Annotated in this window: 11 protein-coding genes; 4 read left to right on the forward strand and 7 right to left on the reverse strand. The window is 34.6% G+C overall.

Features of this window, described 5'->3' with window-relative positions; all coding sequences use genetic code 11:
* Positions 1-25: 25 nt before the first annotated feature.
* Positions 26-2,353: a DUF5703 domain-containing protein gene (locus tag LV89_RS07695; RefSeq protein WP_109742289.1), complete on the forward strand. Its 2,328-nt coding sequence runs from the start codon at positions 26-28 to the stop codon at positions 2,351-2,353.
* A 271-nt stretch (positions 2,354-2,624) separates the two neighbouring features.
* Here the strand turns inward: LV89_RS07695 and LV89_RS07700 are convergent, their stop codons facing one another.
* From LV89_RS07700 to LV89_RS07730, 7 genes are all read right to left on the reverse strand, one after another.
* Positions 2,625-4,259 (reverse strand): GH35 family beta-galactosidase, encoded by a 1,635-nt coding sequence (locus tag LV89_RS07700; RefSeq protein ID WP_109742290.1) that lies wholly within the window; start codon positions 4,257-4,259, stop codon positions 2,625-2,627.
* 100 nt (positions 4,260-4,359) lie between these two features.
* Positions 4,360-5,985 carry an endo-1,4-beta-xylanase gene (locus tag LV89_RS07705; protein WP_109742291.1) on the reverse strand — a complete coding sequence of 542 codons (1,626 nt, stop codon included), beginning with the start codon at positions 5,983-5,985 and terminating at the stop codon, positions 4,360-4,362.
* Positions 5,986-6,078: 93 nt separating this feature from the next.
* Positions 6,079-7,899 carry a RagB/SusD family nutrient uptake outer membrane protein gene (locus tag LV89_RS07710; protein ID WP_109742292.1) on the reverse strand — a complete coding sequence of 607 codons (1,821 nt, stop codon included), beginning with the start codon at positions 7,897-7,899 and terminating at the stop codon, positions 6,079-6,081.
* Between the two features lie 117 nt (positions 7,900-8,016).
* A complete protein-coding gene (locus LV89_RS07715; RefSeq protein WP_109742293.1) occupies positions 8,017-11,430 on the reverse strand; it encodes a TonB-dependent receptor in 3,414 nt (1,137 codons plus the stop codon).
* Positions 11,431-11,544: 114 nt separating this feature from the next.
* A complete protein-coding gene (locus LV89_RS07720; protein WP_109742294.1) occupies positions 11,545-12,597 on the reverse strand; it encodes a FecR family protein in 1,053 nt (350 codons plus the stop codon).
* A 130-nt stretch (positions 12,598-12,727) separates the two neighbouring features.
* The gene (locus tag LV89_RS07725; RefSeq protein ID WP_109742295.1) at positions 12,728-13,324 is read right to left on the reverse strand and encodes an RNA polymerase sigma factor; all 597 of its coding nucleotides are present in this window, start codon (positions 13,322-13,324) and stop codon (positions 12,728-12,730) included.
* A gap of 253 nt (positions 13,325-13,577) precedes the next feature.
* The gene (locus LV89_RS07730) at positions 13,578-14,675 is read right to left on the reverse strand and encodes a VIT1/CCC1 transporter family protein (protein ID WP_211321175.1); all 1,098 of its coding nucleotides are present in this window, start codon (positions 14,673-14,675) and stop codon (positions 13,578-13,580) included.
* A gap of 231 nt (positions 14,676-14,906) precedes the next feature.
* Here LV89_RS07730 and LV89_RS07735 point away from each other — a divergent pair, with 231 nt between their 5' ends.
* The 3 genes from LV89_RS07735 to LV89_RS07745 all read left to right on the forward strand — a co-directional run bounded on the left by LV89_RS07735 (position 14,907) and on the right by LV89_RS07745 (position 20,220).
* A complete protein-coding gene (locus LV89_RS07735; protein WP_109742296.1) occupies positions 14,907-16,325 on the forward strand; it encodes an AAA family ATPase in 1,419 nt (472 codons plus the stop codon).
* Positions 16,326-16,453: 128 nt separating this feature from the next.
* Positions 16,454-19,495 (forward strand): ligand-binding sensor domain-containing protein, encoded by a 3,042-nt coding sequence (locus tag LV89_RS07740; protein ID WP_109742297.1) that lies wholly within the window; start codon positions 16,454-16,456, stop codon positions 19,493-19,495.
* Entirely contained in the window at positions 19,492-20,220 is a 729-nt protein-coding gene (locus LV89_RS07745; RefSeq protein WP_109742298.1) for a LytR/AlgR family response regulator transcription factor, read from the forward strand. The genes LV89_RS07740 and LV89_RS07745 overlap by 4 nt, the downstream gene beginning before the upstream one ends.
* Positions 20,221-20,225 lie beyond the last annotated feature (5 nt).

Here is a 20,225-nt window from a genome sequence, read left to right on the forward strand (position 1 = left end):
TACATTAGACATAAATTATCTAAACATGAAAAAAACGCAACATTCAATTATTGGTATCATTTTGCTTTGCCTATATTCTATTTGTGCATTCACACAGAATAATATTGATGATTGCAATATTACTTGGAAAAGTCAAAGCAAAAATTCCAGCGAGTCAATGCCTTGTGGTGGGGGAGATATTGGTTTAAATGTGTGGGTAGAAAATGGCAATTTATTGTTCTATATGGCTCGTAGTGGCACTTTTGATAATAATAATTCAGTGTTAAAATTGGGCAGAGTTCGGGTTAAACTTTCGCCAAATCCTTTTGAAAATAGCGATTCTTTTAGTCAAACACTGGTTTTAAAAGATGGAAACGTAGTCATAAAAGGGAAAAAGGATAAACTTGAATCAGCGATAAAGATTTGGGTTGATGTTTTTCATCCAATTATTCATGTGGAAGTTGAGAGTAATCAGCAAACAAAAATGAAGGTTGCTTACGAAAATTGGCGTTTTGAAGACCGCATTTTAAAAGGAAAAGAGAATAATCAAAATTCTTATAAATGGGCTCCACAAGGAATCGTAAAAACTCGGAAAGATAGTATTCGTTTTGAAAACAATAATTTGATTTTTTTCCACCAAAATGCTGATGAACAGTCTGCTTTTGATGTAACCGTAAAACAACAAGGTTTAGATTCACTTAAAGAAAAACTATACAATCCTATCAAGCATTTAATATTTGGTGGTTTTATAGATGTTCAAAATTGTGTTGCTTCTGGAACGTCTTTGGGTAAATATCAAGATACAGATTTTAAAGCTTGGAATTTTGAAAGCAAACAAAAAAGTAAATCGCACGAAATCAATATTTATTTACAAACCGAAAAAACTGAAAAGTTAGAAAGTTGGGCTAATGAACTACAAAAACTCATTATTGATAATCAAAAATCGAAAGAAGCCAATAAAATAAATACACAAAATTGGTGGAAAAACTTTTGGGAAAAAAGCTTTATTTATATCAATTCAGCATCTCAGAAAAACACAACAACTTGGCAAGTTGGAAGAAATTATCAGTTATTTCGTTATCAATTAGCGTGTAATGCTTTTGGAAAATATCCTACAAAATTTAACGGTGGATTATTTACAGTTGACCCAATTTTTACAGACTCTACCTTAAAATTTACACCTGATTTTAGAAATTGGGGTGGTGGTACGCATACCGCCCAAAATCAGCGATTGGTTTATTGGGGAATGTTGAAGTCGGGAGATATTGAAATGATGAAACCACAGTTTGATTTTTATCAGAATATCTTAAAAAATGCCGAATTAAGAACGGAGTTTTATTGGAAACACAAAGGTGCATCTTTTACAGAACAGATAGAAAATTTTGGTTTGCCAAATCCCGCAGAATATGGTTGGAAACGCCCAAAAGACTACGACAAAGGCATGGAATACAATGCTTGGTTGGAATATGAATGGGATACGGTTTTGGAATTTTGTTTGATGATGCTCGAAACTGAACGATTTGAAGGAAAAAACATTCAATCATACATTCCTTTTATAGAAAGTTGCCTGACTTTTTTTGATGAACATTATCAATATTTAGCGAAAAATAGAGGAAGCAAAGCACTCGATGGCGACAAACACTTGATTTTATACCCAAGTTCGGGAGCAGAAACCTACAAAATGGCATATAATTCTACCTCAACAATTACAGGTTTACAAACAGTTTTAAGCAGATTATTAGCTTTGCCAAATGGCTATTTATCCCAAGAAAAAAGAGAGCAATGGGAGGGAATGTTAAAAAGAATTCCACCGATAAATTTTAGAACTTTTGAAGGAAAAACAACCATTTCGCCTGCCAAACATTGGGAAAGAATCAATAATTCAGAGTGTCCACAATTGTATCCTGTTTTTCCTTGGGGAATGTATGGAATTGGTAAAGCAGGTTTAGATACTGCCATCAATACTTATTTATATGACGCTGATGCTCTGAGATTTAGAAGTCATATTGGTTGGAAACAAGATAATATTTTTGCGGCAAGGTTGGGTCTAACTGACGAAGCAAGTCGATTAACTTTATTGAAATTACAAGATTCTCCACGTCGTTTTCCAACGTTTTGGGGACCGGGTTATGACTGGACTCCCGACCATAATTGGGGCGGTTCGGGCATGATTGGTTTGCAAGAAATGTTGTTGCAAACGGATGATAAAAAAATCTATCTTTTCCCTGCGTGGGATAAAACTTGGGACGTTCATTTCAAACTTCATGCTCCATATCAAACAACAGTTGAAGGCATTTTGAAAAATGGGAAAGTAGAATCGTTGATTGTTACGCCTTCAAGTAGGCAAAAAGATGTGGTGTTGATGTTGAAATAAATTAAGCATACAACTTCCCGAAATAACTCCGTTATGAGTTAAACCCAAAATGGATATTGTTTCGGGAAGTTGCTCAATCAAAATAAATTAAAAATTATTTACGGAACTATCAACTATTTGTCGCAGACAAATTTAGACCACAGATTGAACGGATTTTACAGATTTACACTGTGACACACAGTCTGGGACTCACAGTCAGATAAAATAAAGAAAAATCAGCGAAAATCAGTACAATCCGTTTCATCTGTGGTCTATCCATTTATAGTTCCGATTATTTATACGTATAAAGTTGAAGTTTTTGAATTTCATAATCACCAACCGAAATGCGTAAATGTCTGCCTTGATGAATTTGGTCGCCATTCATGTGACGAAGGGTTTTCCAAACATTGTTTTCAAAATAACCTTCATCAACTTTCAAAATACCCACATTTAAGGCTGGATTTTCTAACGATTTAAACGTAACCACTATGCCAGAACCAGTTACATAAAACTCATTTTCACCTGTTTGAATAATGATGGCACTTGTCATAGGCCATTCTGCTGATTTTGCTTCGGGCGACCAACCCAATGTATAATCATGACGAAAAGTGAATTGATATTTTCCTAAATTAACGACAGTTTCTTTGTTTTCATGGTCTAATAAAACCGCTTCAATCTTGCCTTGTCCATGATTTTTGACAAGCAAAGGCGTTATTTGTTCCAACAAAGCATAGCTTTTTCCCAAAGGTTCGTTTTGTGGTTTTTCTGGAGATTCAATTGAAAATGGAGAAAAACCCAAAGCCTCATAATGTCCGATGGCGTACAAAGATTTTGCCATTACGGTATTATCAAAACGGTGTTCTGGAATAAATAAAGTTTCTCCGTGACGGGTATATAAATCATTCCAATGCTTGAAATCAGGGTTATAAAAATCGGGAGAAAGTAAATCCATTGAAGGCATAGCAGCTTTCCAAAGGTCAATGACGTGTGGGAGAGGCCCTGCACTCGGATAACCACTTCCCGGAAGTTTATTTGGTCGGTTGAGTGCGGCATTTACAAACATTGGAATTGGATAGATTTTCTTGCCTGCTTCGGTAATGGTGTTGGTGTATTTGGCAAAATACCAAGCCATAAATAATTCGTCCGTTGCTAAACTTTTCCCAAAAACTTCTTCCCAATTTCCACTATTTTTAAAACCATTTTGTCCCCATCTAACCAAAATTTCGGGGGCTAATGTTGCTTGATTTTTCTTTAAATAATCCATCAAAACTGATGGTACATTACTTTTAAAAGCCTCATTTGCTAATGAATGATAATCACGAGCAGAAGGCAACATTCCAATTTCATTCTCAACTTGAACCATGATAACGGTCTGTTCATTTTTATCAAAATCTTTGATAAATGCCATTAGTTTTTCAAATGCTTTCAAATCGGCTTGAAGATTGTTTTCGCTAAAAGGCGTTAAAATTTCCTGACTTTGGTTTTTGTCATCTTTCGCTCTTGGAAATCTTTCTTGATTAAGTTTTACCCAAGCAGGTACATGGCTCGACATACTATTTTTCCATGATGCAAACCAAAGAAAAACAATTTTAATCTGATTTTTGCGAGCTTCCGTAATCAGTTGTTGCAGTAAAAGATAGTCAAATTTGCCTTCCTCTTTTTCAAGTAATTCCCAATAAACAGGCACTAAAACGGTGTTGAGGTGCATTGCTTTGAGTTTTCCCCAAATTGGTTGCATATATTCAATGGTTGATGCTGAGGAATTTCCTAACTCTCCACCAAGAATAATCATTGGTTTGCCATTCACAATCAATTGGGTGGTTTTCCCTTTTTTCTCGAGATGAGGTAATTGATTTTGGGCAAAATTTGTTTGCTGAAAAGCTACAAAGAGAAGAATCAGAATGAGATTTTTTGGAGAAATTTTCATTAAAATCAATGCTTTTTATGAGGAATTGCGATAAATAATTTGGACTTTAATTTGTCCAACAAATGAACAAACTAAAGTCCGTTTTACTAATTGAAAATGATTATTTATTTTTCAAAGCATTCAAAACACCATAATACGCTGTTTTCTTAGAATAATCTTTGTTAAATAATAAAGGAAAGTCTTTTCCGCCATTTGATAACCAACTTGTATCATCTGTCAAGCCCCAAACAGTAATACCTGCTTGTTGGGTGGTTGGTACGTTTGTCATGTATGATTTTACAATATAAGCATACATATTTGCCTGATATGAAGCAAATTGAGGGTCTAAAACAAAACCAACTTTTAAGTTTGGATTCACACGAACATCTAATTCTGAGACTCTCACTTTCAAGCCTGTCGCTGCTAATTTTTTAAACATATTGTCAATATTAGCAAAAGACGTATTCCAAGAACTGTGCATTTGGGTACCAATTCCATCAATTTTTGCCCCTTTCGCTTTAAGCTGACCAACATAAGCAATCAATGAATCTAATTTTGTAGGATTGTTTTCAAGGTTGTAATCATTGATGTAAAGTTCTGCACTTGGGTCAACTGCTGAAGCGTAATTAAAGGCTTTCAAAGCCCAATCACGACCTAAATATTTTGACCAAAAGAAAATATCAGTTGCATTACTTGCCACAGTAGTATTGGCATCTGTACGTAAAGCACCGCTACCGTCTGCCATTGGTTCATTCACAACGTCCCACGCTTTTACTTTTCCTTTATAACGTGTAACTGTCTGAGTAATAAAGTCTTTCATCGCTTTATCAACCGCAGAAACCAACGCCGTTCCCGTTGGTGGAACTGCTGCCGAAGCATCAAAAACTTGAACATTATCTACTAAATAAGTATTGGCGGTACTTCCAATATCAAATAAAACCATCGTTTTTGCTCCGTTGGCAGTAAATGAATAAGTCTTTAAAACCCAGTCTGTTGAAACTGAATAATCAGCAGAATATTGAGCCGTTGAACCCGTTCCTCCCGTAGAAATTCTCATTTTTCCGCCATTGGTTGCAGACTTAATGAAAAATGTCATGGTATAAACTTTTCCAACGGTTGTGGCAAACTCATCACTTGCTAATTGTACGTTCCAAGGGTTTCCACTTGTGCCAACAACGACCTTTAAAGCTCTTGAACCACTCTGAACTTCTGTTGAACTTTTGGTTTCTACCATTGACGTTCCTCCATTGTATTTTGACCAGTTATTAAAATTATCTCCAGAACCTGTTTCAAAACTTCCGTTAGCTAATAAATTGACTGCCGCTGGTCCAGAACCACCACCTGTTACAATTTTCATGTAAGTAGCGTTTTGGTTTGCGTGCCAACCTAAGGTATGTCCAAATACTTCTAAACCCGCTGCGGTGGCTGCATTGTACATGGCATCAGCTTTTGAAAAGTCGATAGTTCCATCATTTTGGACTAAAGCACCATGTTTCATGTGATACCCAAACGTAACGGTTTTTGCCTCATTGGCTACTGCACCTCTGTATGTGGCATCGTTTAAAAATGGCGTATAGTCAACTGCAATTCCAATCGGGAAATTGGTTGCAGCAGCTTTTAATGTTCCATCTACAACTGGAAATGAACCTGTATTGAGAACATCTACTTCATATTTACTGCATGAACTTACCATAAAACTTGCCGTAGCAATCATTATGGATGAAAAGATTTTATATTGTTTCTTCATGATTTTTAGCGAATTAGTAACCAAGATTTTAATCTGTTAGCAAACACAGAACAGACCGAAAACAGACTAAAGTCTGGGTTACTTTGATGTTACTTATTTATACCCTTCGTTTTGAAATTGTGATTTGTTTTCTTCACAAGTTGCATCTAATTGCGACTGTGGAATTGGGCGTAAATAATGGAAATTACTAATCGTTGTTACATCAGGATTATACCCTTTTGTTTTGGTACGGTCAATCAATTTTCCTCTCAATGCTAAGTCTGCCCAACGGATACTTTCACCACAAAGTTCACGAGTACGTTCGTCTAAAATGAAGTCAAGATTTATGACACTTGCCGTAATTTGATTTTTGGCAATACGAGCATTCAAATCTGCACTTGTTAAGTTAGGACGATACGCTGCACGAGTTCTCAAAACGTTAATTAATTGTGCAGCTTCATCATTTTTGCCAAGAGCCATTGCCGCTTCTGCCGCTAACAAATAAACTTCAGACAATTTTGCTACTACAAATGGACGACCAGAAACATCTTGGAAATTGGCACGATTTACAGCTTCGTATTTCTTTAAAGCAGGGTAAATATTATTAACTCTATTCTGATTTGTGTACATTTCGCTTGGAGCAAAAACAACATATTTCTTCGCTGCTGAGCCTGTTAACGCTTTCATACTTTTAGCGATTTCTTCGGTTGGAGCTAAGTAAAATGCAGTATCTCCTAAGGTCAAACCTAACGAAGCCATATTGCTTACGTAGGTATCATAATCGGCAGTTCCTTTGGTATAAAATGTTGCTACGTAATAAGTATCACGGAAAGTGTGCATGAAACGACTATCGTTAAATTTATCTGCAAAAGCTACATCTAACGTCCAGCGAGTAGGCAAAAATTGGCGTAACGGACGACCATATTGTAATACACGAACAGGAAAAAACGCTTTGCCACTTTTTGTAACGGACTGATAATTAGACACAAAAAAGTTACAAGAAATATTTACTTTTTCGGCAAAATCTGTACTTGGGTTGTTTACCTCATTGGCGATATTATTCAAAGGAGTACGTTCAATTGAGAAAATAACTTCTTTGTTATAATCATTTCCTTCTTTGTGAACATCGCCATAATCTTGCAATAAATCTACGCCGAATTTCGCCTTATTATCAATTACTTGTTTGGCAGCATTATAGGCATTTTGAAAATCCGAAGCCTGTTTAACCGTTGAATAAGCACGATACAAATAAACTCTTGATAATAAATGTAATGCCGCAACTTTTGACAATCTAAATTCTCCCGCAGGACGTTGGTCTGGAAGATTTTCACTTGCAAAAATTAAATCATCAATCATTGCTTTGTAATTCTTTTCCAATAAATCTGTTCCCAAACGATTGAACTTGCAACTTGGCGTAGCATTAAATTTCAATTCGCCAGAACCTAAATCTAATGGAACTGCTCCAAAATTTTGAACCAATAATAAATAGTATAAGGCTCTTAAATATCTGGCTTCACCAACAACTCTTGCCTTTGAAGTAGCATCTAAACTAACCGATGGTGCAAATTCTACTACGGCATTACAAAGGTTAATATTTGAATAATTACGTCCCCAAGGCGTACCAATTGCTCCGTTTGTTGGACTCAAATTGTATGTTCCCAATTCACGAGTTTGGTCAGTTGCTGCTCCTTGGTCGCCAAAACTAAATTCGTCAGTTCCAACATTGGCTAAAATCAAAGCACCTTGTGGCCCAAAATCATAACGCATTCCTGCATAAGCCGTATAAACAGCCGAATAAAGTCCGTCAGAAGTTTTGAAGTAGTCAATCGTAAAAGCTGTTCGAGGCGTTTCTTCTAAAACTTCTCTACAACTCAAAAAACCACCGCCCATGATAACCGATAAGAGAATGGCTGATATTTTATGTTTTATATTCATTTGATGTCAAAAAATTAAAATGTGTTTATTCGTACTTGCCTGCTTAGGTTTTAATGAAGTTTCAACTTGTTGAAAGTTAGATTGTTGAAATTGTAAAGTCTAAAACCCAATCCCTACTTAAAATGAAATGTTAGCACCAAAAATAATTCCTTTGGTCGAAGGCGTAGTCAATCTTACATTCAAGTTACGACTTGAAATATTTCCCGGACCACCACCAACTAATCCTGATGAACCTTGACCGCTTGGTTCTGGATCAATACCACCTTTGTCTAAGTACGGAGCAAATAAAATAAATGGATTGGTTGCCGTAACGTATAATTTCACATTACTCATTTTTACTGTTTTCAGTAACGATTCTGGTAAATTATACGCTAAATTGATACTTCTAATTTTGATGAATGAAGCATCATAATAACCAAGCGTTGAACCTGCCGATAAGATTGGGCTGATTGAAGCAGAAGGCATTGGGAAATCATTTGTTGGATTAGAAGGAGTCCAATAATTTACGGCTAATTGATTTCTACGACCATCTAAAATAGTGGCATAAGTTGACAAAGGTTGATGCAAGGCACTTACCAAAGTTCCTCCCATACGTACAAAGGCAACAACCGATAATTCAAAGTTTTTATAACTAAAACGGTTCGTCATACCACCTTGCCAATTAGCCTGAGAATTCCCGATTACACTTCTGTCTGCGTCAGTAATTTTTCCGTCATTGTTAATATCTTCTAATTTTATTTGTCCCGGAACAGAATTGTATTTAGCAGCAACATCTGCTTCATTTAATTGCCAAATACCAATTTTCTTATAATCATAAATAGCCGTTAAAGGATAACCCACGTGTAAACTGTTGGCAATATTTTGAGTAACCGAACCGTCTAATTTTTCTAATTTATTACGGTTAAATGACAAGTTGAAGTCGGTACTCCATTTAAAACCACTTGCTGATTGAACATTTACCGATGAAAGACTAAACTCCATACCGTAGTTGCTCATTTCCCCGATATTTGTCAAATATTGACCTGTAATACCAGAAGTTGGCGGTAAGGTTACACCATATAAAACGCCTTTTGTGTATTGTGAATAATAATCAACAGAACCCGTGATTCGGTCATTTAACAAGCCAAAATCAAGACCGATGTTTTTGCCAACGGTACTTTCCCAAGTAAGATTGGCATCTGGTAAAGCGTTTACATTGTATCCCGAAACAACCGTATTTCCGAAGTTATATTTGATTGGAATTCTTGAACTGCCTTGAAATAAATAAGGAACAACGCCACCCAAGGTTGAATATGGTCCAATTGACTGATTGGCAGTTGTACCTGTTCCTGCTCTTAATTTCAAGTTTGAAACAATTTCATTATTCTTCAAAAATGCTTCGTTAGAAATATTCCAACCTAAAGAAACCGCAGGGTAAAAAATAGCTTTACGACCAACCGCTAATACTGAAGATTCGTCTTGGCGACCTGTCAAAGTAATTAAATAACGGTCGTCATAAGCATAATTTACTCTTGCCATTGTGGAAATCAAGCCTCTTGACGATTCTGAACCATTCATCAAAGTATTGCTCGAAGCCTGCGATAAATCATAATATTGAATGAAATCAGCCGCTAAGTTTTCACCTTTCGTGTATGTATTATACGTTTGAGATTTCTGAACACTCCATAATCCTGTAAAACCAAATTTGTGTTTTCCAATGGTTTTGTCGAAATACAATAAATGTTCCATCAAAAGCGAGTACGATTTTGCATTATTCATGCTCGCAAAACTTGTTTGTCCAGCTCTGAAATAACTGTCTGCTTTTTGGAATTGTGCGTTTTCTTGGAATGAGAAATCAGCACCAATATTTAAGCGATATTTTAAATTATTCAAGATTTGTACTTCACCATATAAATTATTGAATGTACGTAAACGTCTGGTTTTATCTTCCCAAGAATTAGGGTCAGAATTTAATAACAACGGACTGTACTGATTGGCATCATCAAGGTTTCCAGCGGGAGCTTTAATAACATTCCCATCGGCATTATAGGCTGGCATTAAAGGACTTAATGTCAAAATCGGGAACATCGGATAAACAAATTGCTGACCATTAATGGTGTTAAAAGTGTTGAATGTACTCAAACCAATTTTTAATCTTTTCCCAATTTTAGTATCTGTTGAAGCTTTCAAAGTAAAACGTTCAAAATCTTGCCCCGGCAAAACGGTCGTTTCCTTAAAATATCCACCACCAATGGTAAATAAATTATCGTCTTTTCCACCCGAAGCGGTAATATTATGGTCGGTGATATAGCCAGATTTATACATCAAATCTTGCCAATCAGTTGTTCTTCCTGTGGCGATAGATTCTAATTCTGGAGCTAAATATCCCGATGAATAAACTGATAAATTACGCATGGCTTGGTACTGCGTAGCATTATAAACAGGATATTTACTGATGATATTTGTAATACCGTGATAGCCATTATAACTAACTTTCGTTTCGCCTGATTTTCCACGCTTGGTTGTTACTAAAATAACACCATTGGCACCTCTTGAACCGTAAATAGCCGTTGCAGAAGCGTCTTTCAGTACATCAATCGAAGCAATATCATTTGGGTTAATATCGTTCAAATTTCCTCCTTCAAAAGGAATTCCATCTAAAACTACCAAAGGGTCGTTGCTACCATTAATTGAACGCTCGCCACGAATACGAATTTGATTTCCAGAACCCGGAGTTGAGCCTGTTCTTTGAATTTCCAAACCTGCTACACGACCTTGTAAAGCTGAAACCATGTTGGAAGTTGGTACTTCTTTCAAGGCTTTGTCATTAATTGAAGCGATTGAACCCGTAACATCACTTTTCTTTTGGGTACCATAACCCACAACCACAACTTCTGCTAAGGCTTTATTGTCGGTAAGAAGAGAAATATTAATGACCGTTCTTGAACCAACAGTTACTTCTTGCGTAATGTAACCCACAGAACTAATAACCAAAATAGCGTTAGTGCCAGAGGGATAAGTAATTGAAAATTCGCCGTTGGCATTGGAGCTAACACCTTTTGAGGTGCCTTTCAATAAAATATTTGCCCCCGGTAATCCTGCACCGTTTTCATCGGTAACTTTTCCTTTGACAGTTTGGTCGGCTGAGATTGTCGAGTTGATTCCGCTATTATCATTATTGATTTTTTCTATTTCCTGACTATTGAGAATTATCTGCCCACCAACCACTTGATAATTTATTTGCAATGGACGTAATACCATTTCTAAAACTTCAGAAAGTTTACGTTCGGTAGCATGAATACTTACTTTACGGTTAGGTTGGATTGCTTTTGAGCTATAAACGAATTTTACGTCGGCTGCTTTTTCAAGATTATTTAGGACTTGTTTAAACTCTACATTATCCACTCTTAGACTTACCGTTCGGTTTAGTAAGTCTTGTGTAAAGCTATTTGCTACCGAAATTGAGGAAAACAAACAGACTAAAAGCAACTGACACAAGGAATATTTCATAATCCTAAATAATGGAGGTTTAATTTTTTGATTTTTTTGCATAGTTTTACTTGTTTTTGTTAAATTTTGAACGGTTTGACTGAAATACTTTGGCTATCGGTGCTGCAACACCTTTAGCCTTTTTTGTTTTAAAAGCCTTGATTATTGGGCTTTTGACTAACATCCTTTTCCACTGATTAATATTTTTGTGCCTCTCACTTCGTAGGTAGCTTTTAGGGTGGCACAAATAATATCAAGTTTTGTATAAAGGTTACTTTCTGATAAATCTGCCGTTAATGGACAATTGGTTAGGTGTTCATTTTCGACAATAATCTCAATACCATAAGCCTTTTCCAAATCTTTGAGTACCTCTGCAATGGTAGTTTCATCATATTTGAAAGAAGGCAAAATGGTAGGCTGTGTTGTCCTTAGCGGCTCAGGTTGAATCAACACAGGGTTTTTAACGATACCTGTAACAAAAACTTTGTTTTCAGGAAAATAGCTGACTTGCTGGTTTGGTGTTAGAATTACCCCACTTTTGATAGTTTTGGAAATGTAATCGGCTTTGGTATCTTGCTTAAAAACAGATACTTTTCCCGTTACTACCGCTACCTCAACTTGGTTATTAGGGTTTGTAGCTTTTACCCAGAAACTTGTACCCAAAACCTTCGTTACGATTTCGTTGGCATATACCAAAAACGGTTGCTTAGGGTTTCGTTTTACTTCAAAAAAAGCATCACCTTCTAAAAAAACTTCACGCTTTTCAATTGCCCATTTCTCTGGATAATCAATTGAACTTTTGGCACTTAGCGTAACAATACTTCCGTCGGGCAATAAAACTTTTTCTTCTTTGAGAGTATTATTTTCGTGGTGAACGAAATCTTTGTATTGCTTAGAAATAGTGGTATAGGTAGCATGACTATCACTTTGATTTTGCCAAAAATACCCACCAACACCAATCAGAATCATTACACCTGCTGCAACACGGTAAAAATTATTTTGTTGATACCAACGGATAGGACGAATATTAACATTTTCAGGAAGTCGGCTTTTCATTTTTACTTTTTCCCATAATTCACGCTCCAAGTCATCCAACGACAACGACGGAAAGAGCACTTGATGGTCTTCATCCAACAACTCGTACCACTGTTCTACTAATTTTCGTTCTTGTTCTGAACAAGTACCTTTTAAGTAGTTTTCAAGTATGGTTTTAAATTGTATTTTACTCATACATTTTTGATTTTGAGGATTTCGGGATTTGTAAATACCAACAACGATTAACTTGCCCTTATATACAAGTCAAACAAATGGTACTTAACCGCAAATAAATATTTAAAATCACAGAAAGATTATATAAAATTTACTTTTTATATAAAATATTCTCAAAATAGTACAATGCTATTTTGGACATAAAAAAACTGATAGAAAGGAAGTAATCTTGTAAATGAAGACGCAAAAAGCGTAAAGATTGGGTGATGTGGTACTCGACTGTACGTTCTGGGATTTGTAATTTGGCAGAAATTTCTTTGACAGATTTTTGCTCAAAACGACTCATCTGAAAAATTTCTTTGGTTTTTTGAGGTAATAAAGAAACGGCAGAAGCTAAAGATTTTTCAAAATCTTTTAGCTCCAAAGAGTCATTGGTAGAATTATCGGGAATTTCTAAATATTCAATTTGCGTTTCGAGTTGGCTTTTATAAGCAGAAATAACTTTGAAGCGAATCGCAGCATTTAAGTAAGCACTAACATTGGTTATTTTGAGAGACGCTCTTCGTTCCCACAAATCAACAAAAATCTCTTGCGTAATTTCTTGTGCTAAATCTTGGTCTTGGGTTTTATTGACTGCCGTAACGAAAAGTTTTTTCCAATAACGATGATATAATACCTCAAAAGCCAAGGCATTATCTTCATTCATTAAAGAAATGAGTTCGTTGTCAGAAATAAAATTTTGATTCAAGATTGTAATTAGGGTTAGTTTACTCAAACAAATAATTCAATTGTATCTCTAAAGCAAAAACCGTTTTTTAAATACTGATTGAAAATAAAAATTGTATATCGGTACGGTCATTGCTTCGGATTAATGTTGCAACTCGCTATTAATCAAGTTATTTACTATACGCCATTTATGGAAAATATAAGTTGTTGATAATCAAGGTTGTGAGGGTGAGGAGTCCTGACTTCTAAATCTCAATCCTGCTTACTTCTAAAATTTAAGTCAATGAAACCCCAATTGCTTTTCCAATTCCAAAGGTAATGGTGGCGGCTATTAATCCAAAAATCACTTGTCTAAATCCTGAGTACCAAATACTTTTACCCGTAAATAAAGTTATTGCTGAACCAATACCAAATAATCCGACGGCACTTAATAATGCACTTATCAAAACTGCTTGTAAACCTCCCATAAAGAAAAATGGAACGACAGGAATGATAGCACCAATGGCAAAAAGAACAAATGATGTAACAGCCGCTTCCATTGCTGAGCCTTTCATGTCTTCTACATTGATTCCTAATTCTTCTTTCACCAAAATTTCATGAGCAAGGTTTTTATTTGCCATTATATCTTTTGCCATTTGCTTGGCTTGTTCTTCTGGAATCCCCTTTGAATAGTAAATGAGAGCTAATTCTTTTTCTTCACCTTCGGGATTGGTCTCTAATTCTTCCATTTCAATTTCCATTTGATTTTCAAAAAGCTCTTGTGAACTTTTTACCGAAATCCATTCTCCCAAAGCCATTGATAAAGCACCTGCCAACATTCCAGCAAGTCCTGTCAAAAGCACTTCACTTTGCCCGTTGGTTGCTCCTGCAATTCCCATAACCAAACTGAAATTTGATACCAAACCATCATTTCCTCCTAAAACTGCTGCTCTCAAAGCATTTCCGCCAACGGAACGATGTTTTTTCTCAAATCGGGCTAAGTTTGTCCCAGATATATTTTTGTTGTTATCGAGTATATTTTTCAGAATCGTAACATGGGCAGTGTCAGAAATTGAACTTGCCATTTGGCTCTTTTTTCTTGCCCCAACTACCGCATTAGAAATACTTTTTTCCGTATCTAAAAGCACACCTAAAACATAGTCGTAACCAAAAATCTTTCCTATCAATTTTAGTGTTTTGGCTCTTTTAGAAGGTAATGGCAAATCAGCGAGAGGTAATCCGTTTTTGTTGGCAAATGCAATGGCGTGGCTTTGTTCAATTTCACTCATTTGATAAAATACTTTTGCTATATTTTCATCCTCTTCGTTTTCTGCAAGTAGTTTATATAAAAAACTGGCATCTATTTCAGTTTGAATGCTTTTTAAATCTATCATTTTATGTTTGGATAAGGAAGTATTGCTGGTTTATTCAGCGATAACTTTAATTTACAAGGATTTTTCGGACAAGTAAATATTTGAACAATTTTTCTTAAAAAAACGGAACTGTGTACTTAATGTCGGAAAACCTCACCCGTGCGACAAATAATATATACTTCTTTAAAAAAGTCACCAAACACAATTATATTTGTATTTATCTTGCTAAATTTGATAGATAAATACAAGTATATGATTGGAAGAGATAATCAAATTCAGCAGTTAAAAGAAGCTTTATCTTCTGAAAAATCGTCGTTTATAGCGGTGACAGGCAGAAGAAGAGTAGGCAAAACGTATTTGATTGAGGAAATTTACAAAAAACATTTGTGTTTAACCATCACGGGAATTCAAGGGGGAGATTTGAAAATGCAAATGGTTAATTTTTCTCAAAAAATTGCCGAAGTTTCTTCAATGCCAATTGTGCCAAATCCCAAAAATTGGCAAGAAGTCTTTACATTACTCAAAACGTATTTGCAGTCTCTTTCAACCAAGAAAAAGCACGTTATTTTTTTAGACGAACTACCTTGGATAAACACCGTAAAATCGGGTTTTATTCAATTGTTAGCCCACTTTTGGAATGATTATTTGTCGAAAGAAAAACATTTTATTTTAGTAGTTTGTGGCTCTTCAACATCTTGGATTAGTCAGAAAATAGTAAATGATAAAGGCGGTTTTCATAATAGATTAACTCATCATATTCAACTTTTTCCGTTTACCCTTGCCGAAACTAAACAATTTTTATTGTCAAAAAATATCAAATTAACCAATTCCTCAATTGTTGATATTTACATGGTGATGGGCGGAATTCCCTTTTATTTAGAAAACATCAACAAAGGTGAAAGTGCCACCGTTTGTATTGAAAGAATGTGTTTTAGTGATGGCGGAATTTTAAAAAATGAATACGATAATTTGTACAAAGCAATTTTTGAATTTCCTGCCAACCATGAAACAATCGTTTCGGTATTGGCAACTACAAAAACTGGGATGACCAGAGAAGAAATCATCAAAAAATCGAAAGTAAGCGAAGGAGGACCTTATCAAAGAGCAATGGAAGAACTTTTGATTTCAGGTTTTGTAGTAGAAGAAACGCCTTTTGGAAAGAAAAAAAGAGGTTCAATTTATCGCTTGATTGATGAATATTCGGTGTTTTATCACAAATTCATCAAGAACAATCGTAAGTATCAAACAGGGATTTGGCAAATTTTATCAAATGCCCAAACCTATAAAATTTGGTCAGGCTACGCATTTGAATCCTTGTGTATGAAGCACGTCAATGAAATTAAAAAGGCATTGGGAATTCAGAATGTTTATTCAGAAACGTCGTCGTACCGACACGAAGGCTCAAGCTCAGAAGATGGTTTTCAGATAGATTTAATAATTGACCGAAAAGATGTAGCGATAAATCTGTGCGAATGTAAATATTATGAGGCGAATTTTGAGATTACTAAAAAATATGCTTCACAATTGAGTTGGCGAAAAGCCGCTTTTCGTGCTGCCACCAATACAAAAAAGAATATTTTTACCACAATTATCTCTAACCATGAACTAAAAGAAAATGAATATTCTTTGGACGTAGTTGATGTGAAAATTACTATAAGTGACTTGATGTAAACAATATAAATGGTTTGGTGATAGGCTTTGGAAACAAAAGCATTTATGAAACTCCCAATCAAAGTTTTTCAACTGCATGAAAAATTAAAAAAATAGTCAGATATTTATATCATTCATGAACACACAGAATGAAACATTTCTTTACTTCTCTTAAAATATTACTTTTATTATTCGTACTTAACCACTCATTTAGTCAATCAAATTCAATTAATTTACAAAAAACAGAGAAGCATTTGAGCATTGCTGACGGCTTATCTAACAGACAAATTAATAGCAGTTTTATTGATTCAAATAAAAAGACATGGTTTTTAACGGATAACAAAATCGGTCTTTTCGAATTCGGAAAAATAACAAACTTTCTGCTTTCCGAAACCTTCTCTAATCGTGGGTTTAACTCTGCTTATGAAGATGCAAATGGTAATTTTTGGCTTTCCGAAAATTATGAATGGTACTATCCTTTCAATATTTTAAGGTGTTTTGTTTTCAATCCAAAAACACATCGTGCTGTTCCGCTGAGTGAGTATATTCATCAGAAAATTGCCATTCATTCAATCATTGCTGATGCTCAAAACCGAATTTTTATTGGTACTAAAAATGGAGAAATATTCCAATTTGATGCCAAAAAACGAAGCCTTCAATTACTCTCTTCGCTTGATAAAATGCCCGTTAAATTGTTGTATGCTGGCAAAAAGGGAATAATTGCCTGTATCGAGCAAAATGCACAGAAAGACAAAACACTTTTACAACTTGACTTTAATGGCAATATTTTAACGAAAATAGATTTGAATAGACAATTTGTTAGGTCTGTTTTAGAGGTTCATAATCAACTATTCTGTGTAATTCTAAAAAGAGAAAGTATTCTTTTAAAAGAGATAGGAGGTATTGCTCAGATGGAATTTTCTACATCGTATGAAGCCTATTTGAATAATGTTTTCTTTGACAAAACCAATAATTTCTTTGTGGTGAATCAAGGGAATTCTATAAGTTTTTTTGATTCTACATTCAGGTTTGTATTGAAAGAACAATTCAATTTTTTGATACATGACATCACACAAGATAGTTATGGAAATTTTATTTTATCTACCAATAATGGTGTTAATATCGTTCAATTCAATGAAAGGAAATTTCATACATTTCTCAAAAACAATGAGTCAGAAAAAATAAACGAAAACTTTTCATGCAGGAAAATTATAAAAATTGACGAGAATCAAATTATTGTCAATACCAACAAAAAACGACAGTTAATAAATATCAAAACGGGTACAATAAAGCCTTTACATGACTTGAAAAATGATATTGCCCAAGACCCTCATTTTGTTTTGGCAAGTTTGAAAGCCAGTAAAGGGAATTTATTATTTGGAGAAGACGCTTTAGTGAAAACGAATCTTTCAACCATGAAAGATGAAGTGTTGTGTAGTTTTGATAACATAAAAATTTGGTCGATTGCAGAATATAAAAATGGGTATTTGATTGGTCTGGAAAGAAAAGGAATTCTTTATTATGACAATCAAACAAAGAAACTCATTCCTTTTTCAAAAGTGAATCAAGCATTTGAAACCGCAATTGTTTATGATTTTTATATTAACAAAAATGAAGTTTACATTGCTTCGGAGGCAGGTTTTTTTCAACTTTTAGATGAAAACAGATTAAAAAAAGTACATTTTCCGATGGGCGAGAATGTACAAATGACTTGTTTTTCAATACAAAAAAATCGGAATCAACTATTACTTGCTACACTCAATGGAATTTGGATTTACGATTTGAAAAGCCAACAAATGCAGCGATTCATTCAAGAAAAAAAGTATTTACGCAAGAAATATTTATCTGCCTATTTCACGAGAAACGGCGTCTGGGCAAGTACCGAAGAAGGCATTTGGCACTTTGATAATCAAGGGAATTTAATGAAAATATATACCGTTGCAGATGGGCTAACCTCCAATGAATGTAATCGGTTAGCTCATTTTCAAGACGAAAAAGGGGTGCTATATTTTGGGGGAATCAACGGATTAAATATTTTTAATCCAACAGATTTTTCAAATAAAATTGAACGAAAATTTTCATTACAGTTAGACTCCATTTCTACCTATCGTGATACTACCCAAAGCAGGGTGATTCCAGAATTTAAAGACTCATTTTTACGGTTAAATCGGGGTGAGAATACCCTTAAAATGACTTTTTCATTTGAAGATTTCAAATTTAATTGTGAAAAAAAGTATTATTACCGAACAGACAGGTCGTTAACCAAAGAATGGCAAATGTTAACAGACCGTCGTTTGCTCATCAATAACATCAGTTATGGCAATACTACCATAGAAATTATGGTGGTAAGTTGCGATGATTTTCTGAATGCCGATACTAAAAAAATTACCATCAATCGCCCCAATCCCCTTTATATGACTTGGTATTTTTGGGTAATAATCTTTATCCTTTTGAGTGTCCTAACGTATGGGATGATAAAATATTCAACTTATCAACTTAAACGTCGGAATAAAATATTACAACAAAAAGTAGATGAACAAACCTTGTCATTACAAGAAAGTTTGAACCTAAAAGAAACGCTTTTAAGTTTGCTTGTACATGATGTGAGATACCCCGTTCAGAGTTTTTATGATATTACTAAAAAGATGGCGTATCTTATCAAAAAAAATGATGTAGAACGTTTGCTTTTGCTTGGCAATGAGACAGAAAACAAAAGTCGAAAAGTGCTTTGGCTTATCGATGAACTTGTTTATTGGGTAAAAAGTACCAACAAAAGTTTTTCAATACAAACACAAGATTGCCATTTGGGGCAATTAATTCAACAGATTTTTGAGATTTATGCAGATGAATTGCAAGAGAAAAAGTTGACTTATAAAATTGAAAATGCAAATACCAGAGCCAATATTGAGCAAGGATTGTTTGTAATAATAATGAGAAATCTAATTTTTAATTCAGTTATCCATTCAAAACCTGAAACAGAGGTTGGTATAATAATTGAGCAAAATGAGAATAATTGCTACAAAATCATCATTATTAATGAAATAAATCATAACAATGATGTATCAAATAAAGGTTTGGGTATTGGAATGACTCTGTTGTTGCCTATATTGAAAAACGCTAATTTTAAAATTGAAAGTGAAAAAAACCGCTATGTTTTTACAAGTAAATTATTGATAAACACCCCAAAATGATTTCATACAATTGTTTAGTATTAGAAGATACACTTGGTGACCAATTAGCCATCGAGATGATTCTTAGCGAGTTTCCTCAAATTGAGGCTACTTATGTAAATTCTCCTAAAAGCTTTTTACAAGAACTTCCCAAGAAAAAATATCAAATGTTTATTGTGGACATTATCTTGAATGATTCACTCACGGGAATTGACTTGATTCATTCAATTACGGATGTTTCTGCATGGGTAATTATTTCGAGTTCGATGGAGAGCCGAGATTATTATGAAGATTATAAATCCTTGAAATTCAATAAATTCTTTATAAAAAAGCCAATTGAAGAATTTGTGTTCAAAACCAATATTGAATCATTTTTATTTAATAAGCAGTCGGCAAAAGCGGAAGGAAAAAAAGTGGTAGAAGATAATTTTGTCATGTTAAAACAAGGGAATTATCTGCATAAAGTTATTCATACGGAAATTTTATTCGTAGAAACCTCCGACCATGCTACAACCGTTTACACGCCTAAATGTAAATACACAACCTACACCTCACTAAAGCATTTTGAGGAATTGCTCAAAGATTTAGATTTTGAAAAAATCAATAGAAATACATTGGTCAATATGACAGAGGTAAAAAGAATAAACGTAAAGGAAAACTTTGTAGAAATAGACGCCCATCAAATTCAAATTAGTCGGGGAAACAGACAATTCTTGATTGATAAATATACTGATAAAACGGTGTAAATGAA

Origin of the sequence: Arcicella aurantiaca (assembly GCF_003148625.1) — a bacterium.
Taxonomy (GTDB): domain Bacteria; phylum Bacteroidota; class Bacteroidia; order Cytophagales; family Spirosomataceae; genus Arcicella; species Arcicella aurantiaca.